9 protein-coding genes are annotated in these 9,465 nt (G+C 61.8%); 5 read left to right on the top strand and 4 right to left on the bottom strand.

The window, feature by feature from the left end; all coding sequences use genetic code 11:
• The first annotated feature begins 263 nt into the window (after nucleotides 1-263).
• A complete protein-coding gene (locus tag DMX11_RS25435) occupies nucleotides 264-560 on the top strand; it encodes a DUF3144 domain-containing protein (protein WP_110748479.1) in 297 nt (98 codons plus the stop codon).
• 25 nt (nucleotides 561-585) lie between these two features.
• Here the strand turns inward: DMX11_RS25435 and DMX11_RS25430 are convergent, their stop codons facing one another.
• Nucleotides 586-1,479, bottom strand: coding sequence for a LysR family transcriptional regulator (locus DMX11_RS25430; RefSeq protein WP_110748476.1), 894 nt, complete (start codon nucleotides 1,477-1,479; stop codon nucleotides 586-588).
• 146 nt (nucleotides 1,480-1,625) lie between these two features.
• Here DMX11_RS25430 and DMX11_RS25425 point away from each other — a divergent pair, with 146 nt between their 5' ends.
• From DMX11_RS25425 to DMX11_RS25410, 4 genes are all read left to right on the top strand, one after another.
• Nucleotides 1,626-2,705, top strand: a complete 1,080-nt coding sequence (locus DMX11_RS25425; protein ID WP_110748472.1) for a 4-oxalomesaconate tautomerase — start codon at nucleotides 1,626-1,628, stop codon at nucleotides 2,703-2,705.
• A gap of 73 nt (nucleotides 2,706-2,778) precedes the next feature.
• Entirely contained in the window at nucleotides 2,779-4,086 is a 1,308-nt protein-coding gene (locus tag DMX11_RS25420) for a dicarboxylate/amino acid:cation symporter (protein WP_110748468.1), read from the top strand.
• Nucleotides 4,087-4,199: 113 nt separating this feature from the next.
• The gene (locus DMX11_RS25415) at nucleotides 4,200-5,504 is read left to right on the top strand and encodes a CitMHS family transporter (RefSeq protein ID WP_110748465.1); all 1,305 of its coding nucleotides are present in this window, start codon (nucleotides 4,200-4,202) and stop codon (nucleotides 5,502-5,504) included.
• Between the two features lie 63 nt (nucleotides 5,505-5,567).
• Nucleotides 5,568-6,821 carry an OprD family porin gene (locus tag DMX11_RS25410; protein ID WP_110748462.1) on the top strand — a complete coding sequence of 418 codons (1,254 nt, stop codon included), beginning with the start codon at nucleotides 5,568-5,570 and terminating at the stop codon, nucleotides 6,819-6,821.
• A 52-nt stretch (nucleotides 6,822-6,873) separates the two neighbouring features.
• Here the strand turns inward: DMX11_RS25410 and DMX11_RS25405 are convergent, their stop codons facing one another.
• The 3 genes from DMX11_RS25405 to DMX11_RS25395 form a co-directional block, all read right to left on the bottom strand.
• Nucleotides 6,874-7,122 carry a CsbD family protein gene (locus DMX11_RS25405; protein ID WP_110748459.1) on the bottom strand — a complete coding sequence of 83 codons (249 nt, stop codon included), beginning with the start codon at nucleotides 7,120-7,122 and terminating at the stop codon, nucleotides 6,874-6,876.
• A gap of 193 nt (nucleotides 7,123-7,315) precedes the next feature.
• Nucleotides 7,316-7,771: a redox-sensitive transcriptional activator SoxR gene (soxR, locus tag DMX11_RS25400; protein WP_110748455.1), complete on the bottom strand. Its 456-nt coding sequence runs from the start codon at nucleotides 7,769-7,771 to the stop codon at nucleotides 7,316-7,318.
• A gap of 138 nt (nucleotides 7,772-7,909) precedes the next feature.
• Nucleotides 7,910-8,647 carry a GntR family transcriptional regulator gene (locus DMX11_RS25395; RefSeq protein WP_110748452.1) on the bottom strand — a complete coding sequence of 246 codons (738 nt, stop codon included), beginning with the start codon at nucleotides 8,645-8,647 and terminating at the stop codon, nucleotides 7,910-7,912.
• Nucleotides 8,648-9,465 lie beyond the last annotated feature (818 nt).

Here is a 9,465-nt window from a genome sequence, read left to right as displayed (position 1 = left end):
ATGCAGAGGTAAGGCGGGGCGGAGCGGGGGGTGCAGAGCAGGTTGGCAAGCTTCGAGGTGAGGCGGGCGGCACGTTTGGCCTTGAGGTCACGCCCACTGGCTGCAGTCGGTTTTGCAGGCAGTGGGCGCAAATAGCGATGGATACGTGTGATTCCAAGCATAAGGTGCTTCGTTTCCTTTTCGTCATGGGGAGTCCTTTTTCAGCCTTGCACGTATGCGCGCCGCCATGCAAGGCTTGGGCTTCCGTTACAAGGTGAACCGCAATGACTCAAGCTACCGATCAGGCCTTCTATGACCGTGCCGACGCGCACATCGACCTGGCCAACCAGCAGATTGAAAAATTTGAAGACCTGGGCAAGGTAAGTGCCTCGCTGACCTTCGGCGCCACGCGCTTCAGTGCCTGGATGAGCGCCCGCAGCTTCAAGTCGGGCGCGGAGCTGGCGGCAGCTCGGGAGGAGATTCTGAAGTACTTCTGCGAGCAGTACCGGATGATGCTCGAAGACAACCTGGATGAGCACATCGAGCATTTTGACCGCTTCGTACTGGGCAAGAACGCCTGACCTCACCTGCCTGCGCAGCGGCGACTCAACGGTTGGGCCACTGTTGCAGCAAAATCGAAACGAATTTCTCCGCGGCAGGCGACAGCGATGCGCCGCGCCGGTACACCAACCCCAGCGTGCGGCTAACCTGCGGTTCGATCAGCGGCACGCTGACCAACGTCGGGTGGTCGGCGTCGGGCATGGCCAGGCTGGGCATGGCCGACACACCCAGCCCGGCCTCGACCATGCCCAGCGACGTGGACAGGTGTTGCACTTCGTAGAACCATTTGGGCCGCAGGTTGAGCCCGGACAATGCATGGTCCAGCAGCATGCGGTTGCCACTCAGGCGGCCGACGCCGATCAGGCGGTAATCAGCCAGCTCTGTCCAGGTAACGGAGGCGCGGTTCGCCAGTGGGTGGTCGCGCCTGCAGGCCAGCACGAAGTGCTCCTGCACCAGTGAGACAAACTCGATGTCCGGGTGCTGGCCGCTCATCATGTTGATGCCGAAGTCGGCCTCGCCGCGCAGCACGGCTTCGAGCCCGTCGTTGGCGCTTAAGTCCAGCAGGCGAATGCGGATTTTTGGGTATTGCTCGTTGTAATCGCGGATCACCGACGGCAGGAAGTAGAACGCTGCGGTAGGGATGCAGGCGAGGGTAACCTGACCGGTCTGGCGTTCGGCAAGCTCGCGGATGCTGAGGATAGAGTCTTCAAAATCATCCAGCAGGCGCCTGGCCTTGGGCAGGAAGTCGCGGCCCACGCTGGTCAGGCTGACCCGGCGAGTGGTGCGTTCCAGAAGCGAGGTGCCCAGGCCTTCCTCCAGTTTCTTGATCCGCCGGCTCAGGGCTGGCTGGGACAGGTGAAGCGCTTCGGCGGCCTCATGAAAACTGCCAAGTTCGGCGATTTTCACGAAAGATCTGATGTCTTGCAGCTCATATTCCATAACAAACCTGCTGATAATCTTGCGTTTTATTCATGCATTGATCGGAATAATAGCTACGATATTTGCATTGGATTGATTTATCCATCCCTGTCACTCTTTTGCTCACAGCATCAATGATGTCCATTGATCAACAAGAGTGCGAAATCATGCAACGAATTCCTTGCGTACTCATGCGCGGCGGTACCTCCAAAGGGCCGTTTTTCCACGCCTGGGACCTGCCTGCCAATGTGGTCGAGCGCGACGAATTGCTGATCAACCTGATGGGCTCTGGCCATGAGCTGGAAATCGACGGCATTGGTGGCGGCAGCCCACAGACCAGCAAGGTGGCGATCATCAGCCCGTCATTGCACGCCGATGCCGACGTCGACTACCTGTTCGTGCAGGTCATGGTCGCTCAGCGCCGGGTCGACACCGCCCCCAACTGCGGCAACATGCTCTGTGCTGTTGGGCCGTTCGCCATCGAACAGGGGTTGGTAAAAGGTCAGGACGGCAAGACCTTGGTGCGCATTCGCAACCTGAACACCGGAACCTTCGTCAATTCGCTGGTCGAGACGCCCGGCGGTATCGTGCGCTACGAAGGCCGCACGGCGATCGATGGGGTTCCGGGTACTGCCGCCCCGGTGCACCTGACCTTCCTCGACGCGGTCGGCAGCAAGACTGGCAAGCTGTTCCCCACTGGCAAGGCCAAGGACGTGATCGATGGCGTTGCGCTGACCTGCATCGACATGGCCATGCCGATGATGGTGGTAGAGGCTAGCCAGCTGGGGGTCAGTGGCGCGGAAACCCCTGCTCAGCTGGACGCCAACAGCGCACTGCTCGAACGCCTGGAAGCGTTGCGCCTGAAGGCCGGAAAGGCCATGGGCCTGGGCGATGTCAGTGGCATGGTCATCCCCAAGCCAGTACTGGTGTCCAAGCCGCGCTACGACGGCACGCTGCAGGTTCGCTATTTCATGCCGCACAACTGCCATCGGGCCTTGGCGATCACCGGCGCAGTGGGGCTGGCGACTGCCTGCGTCAGCCCTGGCACCGTGATTGCCGACCTGTTGGGCGAAGGTGCGCAGCAATTGGCCGAGGTCCGCCTGGAGCATCCAAGTGGCGGCATCGATATCGCGTTGACCCGCAGCGGTGTCGATGGCAACACGATCCAGGCGTCGGTGGTACGAACCGCCCGGCGGCTCTTCTCAGGGTTCGTCTACGTCCCTACATTCCGCAGGTTGGCCGGGTAGCTCCAGGGGCTGATCCAGACCTGCACATTCACCACAAGCGCATCCGCACAATTTCAACAATGGGTGATGCCTCATGAGACTCGCCAAATCGCTGTATTTCCAGATTCTCTGCGCCGTCCTGCTGGGCGTGGTGGTCGGACATTTCTGGGCGCAACAGGCCGTGGCCCTCAAGCCGCTGGGTGATGCGTTCATCAAGCTGATCAAGATGATGATCGCGCCGGTGGTGTTCTGCACCATCGTCACCGGCATCGCCGGCATGACCGACAAGCGTTCCCTGGGGCGCTTGATGAGCAAAACCCTGCTGCTGTTCCTGGGCCTGACGGTGGTCAGCCTGGTGATCGGGCTGGCGGCGGTTTACCTGTTCAAGCCAGGTGCCGGCATGAACATCGATCCCGCCACCCTGAGCACGGCGGGCCTGAGCCAATACACCGCGTCGGCCGCCAAGCTGAGCGTGGTGGAGTTCTTCATGCACATCATCCCGGACACCTTCGTAGGGGCCTTCAACAAGGGTGAGGTCTTGCCGGTCCTGTTCATCGCCGTACTCAGCGGTTTCGCCCTCTCGTCGATGGGCGAAAAGGGCAAGCCGGTACTGGACGTGCTGGAGTCGGCCTCGACCATGGTGTTCCGCATCTTCGGCTACCTGATGCGCTTTGCCCCGGTCGGCGCTTTCGGCGCGCTGGCATTCACCGTGGGCCAGTACGGCATTACTTCTCTTGGCTCACTGGCCAAGCTGGTAGGCACGTTGTACATCGCCTGCGCGTTCTTCGTACTGGTGGTGCTCGGTGGCATCTGCCGGGCCCATGGCTTCAGCCTGTGGAAGCTGCTGCGCTATTTCCGCGAAGAGTTCCTCGTGGTGCTGGGCACGTCTTCAACCGAGCCGGTGCTGCCGCGAATGCTCGAGAAGCTCGAGAAGCTTGGGTGCAAGAAAGGCGTGGTTGGCCTGGTGCTGCCCACTGGCTATTCGTTCAACCTAGACGGTACTGCCATCTATTTATCGTTGGCAGCAGTGTTCATCGCACAGGCCTGCAACATCGACCTGAGCCTGGGCCAGGTGGTCACCATGCTGGCGATCATGCTGCTGTCTTCCAAGGGCGCGGCAGGGGTCACCGGCAGCGGCTTCGTGGCCCTGGCCTCGACCCTTACCGTGATCCATGACATTCCCCTGGCCGGCCTGGCCCTGTTGATCGGGGTCGACCGCTTCATGTCGGAAGCCCGTGCGCTGACGAGCCTTGCCAGCAACGCAGTGGCGACGGTGGTGGTTTCGCTGTCGGAAAACGCCTGTGACCGCCAGACGCTGCACAGCCGCCTGAATGGCGAACCGGTGCGCAGCCCCGGCGCTGAAACCGCCGAGTGGGTCGCCGAACCACACCGCCACGGCTGAGCCCTGACACCCTCAAGCGTTTCACAGCCCCCCGCCAGGCGTTGCCGGGTGGGGGTAGGGGGCCGTCTGTGCTGCAGGTGGCCACATAGACAATAAAAACAAGAGAACAAACCATGCTCGCACTTCTGGGCCTGATCATGGTGGTGACCTTCACCTACCTGATCATGAGTAAACGCCTGTCCCCCATCGTCGCACTGACGATCGTGCCGATTGTTTTCGCGGTTATCGGCGGTTTCGCGCCAGACTTGGGCAAGATGATGCTCGATGGGCTGAAAATGGTCGCCCCGTCTGCCGCGCTGCTGCTGTTCGCCATCCTGTTCTTCGGCCTGATGATCGACGCCGGCCTGTTCGACCCGCTGATCCGCAAGATTCTCAAGCGGGTGAATGGCGACCCGATAAAGATCGCTATCGGCACCGCCCTGCTGTCGCTGCTGGTTGCGCTGGACGGTGACGGCACCACGACTTACATGATTACCTGCGCTGCCATGCTGCCGCTGTACAAGCGTATCGGCATGAACCCGATGATCCTGGCGACCGTATCGATGCTGTCTTTGAGCATCATGAGTGGCATGAGCCCGTGGGGTGGCCCCGCCACCCGCGCCATTGCCGCGCTTGGCCTGGATGCGACCGAGTACTTCATTCCCATGTTGCCCACGGTCATTGGTGGGGCAGCGTGGGTCGTGTTCACCGCCTACCTGCTGGGCCGTGCCGAGCGCCGGCGTATCGGCAATATTGCCCTGGAGTCTGGTGGCGGCAACTGCTACATCCAGGAAATCCTCGGCGACAACCCGCACAAGCGCCCGCGCCTGGCCTATGTGAACCTGGTGCTGGTGATCGCGGTAATGACCGCGCTGGTGTTGGGACTGATGCATGCGGCCATTCTGTTCATGATTGGCTTCGTCGCCGCGCTGATGATCAACTACCCGCAACTGAATGTGCAGAAAGAACGCATTCTGGCCCATTCGGGTAACGCCATGACCGTGGTGCTGCTGGTGTTCGCCGCTGGCATCTTTGCCGGCATTTTCTCGGGCACCAAGATGGTCGATGCATTGGCCCAGACGCTGGTGGACTGGATTCCGGAAGCATGGAGCCACTGGTTCCCGCTGGTGGTCGCGCTGACCAGCATGCCGCTGACCTTCGTGCTGTCCAACGACGCTTATTATTTTGGCGTGGTACCTATCCTGGCCAATGCGGCCGCCGCCTACGGCATCGATCCGGTAGAGATCGCCCGCGCCTCGGTGCTTGGCCAGCCGGTGCATCTCATGAGCCCGCTGGTTGCCTCGACGCTGCTGCTGGTGGGGATGGTCGACAGGGATATCGGTGATTTTCAGAAAGCCACCTTCAAATGGGCCGTGCTCACCTCGCTGGTGATCACTGCGCTGGCCCTGCTGACCGGCGCCTTGTCCTTCTTCGTGTGACCGCTTCTGGCGCTGGCAGGCGCAACGCCTGCTGATCTCGAAAACAACAATAGAGTATCGATCATGTCCCGAGCTGTGTTCCGTGGGGCCACCTGTGGCCTGCTTTGCGGCTGGCTGCCTGTTGCCGGCGCTTCCGGTTTTGTCGATGACAGCAAGCTCAAGCTGCAATTGCGCAACGTGTATTTCAACGAGAATTTCCGTGACGAGCAGGGCATGAGCCCCCGCGCTGCCGCCACTGCCAAAAGCGAACGGGTGGAATGGGCCCAGGGCTTTCTGCTCGATTACCAGTCCGGCTTCACCCAAGGCACTCTCGGTCTGGGTCTCGACGCCTTGGGCCTGGTCGGCTTCAAGCTCGACTCTGGCCGTGCGCGCAGCGGCACTGGGCTGCTGCCGGTGCATGACGATGGCCGCGCGGCGGATGAGTTCGCCAGTGCCGGGGTCACGGCCAAAGCCCGCCTAGGCGGCGCCGTGGTCAAGCACGGCACCTTGCTGCCAAAGACGCCGATACTGGTGTACAACGATGCACGCCTGCTGCCGCAGACTTATCAGGGAACCCAGCTGACCAGCACCGACATCGACAACCTCACCCTTACCGCCGGCCACTTGGACCGCTTCAAACAGCGCGACTCATCCAATAGCACCGGGTTGTACCTGGACGGGTATGGCGGCCCAGCGTCTGGCGACTTCAGCTTCGCCGGTGCTGACTATGCCGTCAGCAAGCAACTGCGCCTTAGTTTCTTCCATGGCGAGCTCGAGCATTTCTACCGCCAGGACTTCGCCGGGCTGGTGCACGACCTGACGCTGGGCGGCGGCGTGCTGACCACCGACCTGCGTTACTTCAAAAGCCGCGACAGCGGTACGGCGTATGGCGGTGGCATCGACAACGACATGTTCAGTGGCCAACTGTCGTACGCCCACTCCGGGCATACCGTCGGCGCAGGTTACCAGGTGCTCGATGGTGAAGCGGGGCTGCCGTATATCAGTGGAGCAACGGTCTATTCGTTCAGCAACGTCGGCATCGGCAAGTTCATCGAAGAGGAAGAGAAGACCTGGATGGCCAGCTACGCCTACAACTTCGCTGCCGCTGGGGTACCGGGTTTGACCTTCATGGCGCGATACCTCAGTGGCGACAATGGCCGGTCAGGCGCCGAGGGCCTCGAGGAGTGGGAGCGTGACGCCGAGCTGGCCTACGTGGTGCAGGGCGGGCCGCTGAAAGGTCTGGGGGTGAAATGGCGAAACTATGTCTATCGTTCGGATTTCGCCCGTGGGCGCGATAGCAATCGTCTGTACCTTACCTACGATATCGCCATCTGGTAATGGCGCGGGCCGGATCACACACCCGGCCCTGGCCCTGCTTGCGCAGCCCTGTTCAGCGGCGCAGCAGGCGAGAGACTATCAGCGTGACGGCGGCGGTGATGGCCAGTGCGGCGACGGGCTTTTCCTTGACGAATGAGGACACGGTGTCCAGCGCGTCACCATAAGTCTTGGTCAGCTGGCCTGCGGCCTGACGCCCATCGCCTTCGGCCTCCAGCGCCGGATCTTCGACCAGTCGGCCTACCGCGCTTTGCGCCTTGCCTGCGAGGTTTTCAGCAACGCCTTCAATCTGTTCACGTTTCATGATGACTTTGTTCCTTCCTGTGATCGACTTTGGGGTAGCAGCACAGGGTTAGGGCGGTGAAGGGCGGTGATGGTTCCAAACCCTTTCTGTCATCAGCACGGTTGACAAACGGGGTGGCGCAAGCTGACCTTTGTCGACGCAGCTGTCTTTCTCAATACTGCCAAGTTGGCGCGTGCCGCGTGGATTCTGCAGGCTAACGGGATTTGTTCTCGAGGATCCGCGCCCCGGGGCCTTCCTTGGCCAGTACATCCTCGGGGTTGCGCAGGGGGCAGTCCTCCAGCGACAGGCAACCACAGCCGATGCAGTTGTCCAGGCTGTCGCGCAGTGCCTCCAGTGTGCGAATGCGGGCATTCAGGTCTTCGCGCCAGGCCGTGGACATCTCACCCCATTGTGCTGCCGTGAGTTTGCTGTTGGGCGCATAGCGGCTGAAGGCCTGTTTGATTTCCTCCAGCGCAATACCCGTGCGCTGAGCCACCTTGATGATCGCCAGCGTACGCAGCACCAGCGACGGAAAACGGCGCTGGTTGCCTGCCGTACGGACGCTGGCGATCAGCCCCTTGGATTCGTAGAAGTGCAGCGCCGACACCGCCACGCCGCTGCGTCTGGCCACTTCACCCACTGTGAGCATCCGCGTGTTGTCCGCCGCCATGCCTGTTGACCTCATGTTAAGTTGAGCGCTTATAGACCTGGCCGATCTTCCCTGTAACCGCTTTCCCCAGTTGGCGCTCTGGCAGCCACTGCCGTGTTCGTACGCTGAAAGTTAAACGACCCGTGCGCGCCTGGTTGATCAGGCGGGGCAGCGGTCGCGGCGCATCTGGGTGACCAAGGTGAAGCGGTCATCCGGGTGCACGGTCTCTGAGACCGCCATCAAATCACCATTTTCCTCGCGGTAGTGGCGGATGATCTTCAGCCCCGGTGAGCCTGCCTCGGCCTTCAGCACCTGGGCTATTTCCACTGTCAGCAACACCCCGCGCACCTGTTGGTCGACCACTGAGATCGCCCGGCCATAGTGCTGTTCGATCAACTCGGCAATCAGTTGGTCAGGGTGCTCGCGGGCCAGCTCGATGACCTTGGCGTAGTCGCGTTGTGCGTACACGTCGGTCCAGCACAGCGGCGCCCCATTGTGCTGCCGGTCGACGCGGATGCTCGATACACAAAAGTAATGCTCCCCCGGTACCAGCCCCAGCCTCGCTGCCTCGCTCTGGTCGGCGACAAAATGGCGCACGTTGTGGATTTCACGCTGCTGGGTGTCTGCCAGGTGCGCCAGGTCGGCCCCGCTGGCCAACGATTGCGAATACCCTCCGCGCGGGCTGCTGGCCTCTACCCGCGTGCCCACGCGCTTGCGCCGCGACACCAGCCCTTGGGTGAGCAGCAGGTCGATAGCGGCACGCACTGTGTGACGGCTCACACCGTAAAGGTCGCACAGCTCGAACTCGGTTGGCAGCAGGCTGCCCACGGGGTACCGGCCGCTGGCAATCGCTTGCATCAAGTCCTTTGCCACGGTGGAGTAGCGCGTCGGATTCATACCCTTGCTCTGGCTTGCCAATTTCATCGATTGACAGTGTAACAGCGGCCGAATGTTGAATGCTCCAGCCCGCATGGCATGAGGTTGTGGAATGACCGGGTGTGTTTGGCGTGGGTTTTAGGGTGTGGCAGAAATCGAGCGCCGCCCGCACGGCGCATCGCGAGCTGCGCTCGCTCCTACATTTGTTTCGGGCCAGTCACGCCTGTGACGGGTGCGCGCGACCGCCTTGTTTGTACGACGCAATATCGCGCCATGCGCCCAGGCGTACGCGCGCAAATCCCGCAGGAATAACTGGCCCGAAACAACCGTAGGAGCGAGCGCAGCTCGCGATGCGCCGCGCGGGCGGCGCTCGATCTCACAGGCGACGCACCTCTACCGCCGTACCCTTACGAAGCCACCCCGCATGGCATGAGGTTGTGGAATGGCCGGGTGTGTTTGGGCGTGGGTTTTAGGGTGTGGCAGAAATCGAGCGCCGCCCGCGCGGCGCATCGCGAGCTGCGCTCGCTCCTACATTTGTTTCGGGCCAGTCACGCCTGTGACAGGCGCGCGCGTACGCCTTGTTTGTACGACGCGATATCGCGTCATGCGCCAAGGCGTACGCGCGCAAATCCCCCAGAAACAACTGGCCCGAAACAACCGTAGGAGCGAGCGCAGCTCGCGATGCGCCGCGCGGGCGGCGCTCGGTCTTCCACGCGACGCACCTCTACCGCCGTACCCTTACCAAGCCACCCCGCATGGCATGCGGTTGCGCAATGGCCGGGTGTGTTGGGCGTGGGGTTTAGGGTGTGGCAGAAATCGAGCGCCGCCCGCGCGGCGCT

The organism is Pseudomonas sp. LB-090624 (assembly GCF_003205205.1).
Taxonomy (GTDB): Bacteria; Pseudomonadota; Gammaproteobacteria; order Pseudomonadales; family Pseudomonadaceae; genus Aquipseudomonas.
Note: the sequence above shows the minus strand (reverse complement) of the source record. Positions and strands in the feature narration are given on the sequence as shown.

Excerpts from the sequence above, each read along its gene's own strand:
- DMX11_RS25435 (WP_110748479.1), top strand. The coding sequence starts at position 264 with ATGACTCAAGCTACCGATCAGGCCTTCTATGACCGTGCCGACGCGCAC.
- DMX11_RS25430 (WP_110748476.1), bottom strand. The coding sequence starts at position 1,479 with ATGGAATATGAGCTGCAAGACATCAGATCTTTCGTGAAAATCGCCGAA.
- DMX11_RS25425 (WP_110748472.1), top strand. The coding sequence starts at position 1,626 with ATGCAACGAATTCCTTGCGTACTCATGCGCGGCGGTACCTCCAAAGGG.
- DMX11_RS25420 (WP_110748468.1), top strand. The coding sequence starts at position 2,779 with ATGAGACTCGCCAAATCGCTGTATTTCCAGATTCTCTGCGCCGTCCTG.
- DMX11_RS25415 (WP_110748465.1), top strand. The coding sequence starts at position 4,200 with ATGCTCGCACTTCTGGGCCTGATCATGGTGGTGACCTTCACCTACCTG.
- DMX11_RS25410 (WP_110748462.1), top strand. The coding sequence starts at position 5,568 with ATGTCCCGAGCTGTGTTCCGTGGGGCCACCTGTGGCCTGCTTTGCGGC.
- DMX11_RS25405 (WP_110748459.1), bottom strand. The coding sequence starts at position 7,122 with ATGAAACGTGAACAGATTGAAGGCGTTGCTGAAAACCTCGCAGGCAAG.
- soxR (WP_110748455.1), bottom strand. The coding sequence starts at position 7,771 with ATGGCGGCGGACAACACGCGGATGCTCACAGTGGGTGAAGTGGCCAGA.
- DMX11_RS25395 (WP_110748452.1), bottom strand. The coding sequence starts at position 8,647 with ATGAATCCGACGCGCTACTCCACCGTGGCAAAGGACTTGATGCAAGCG.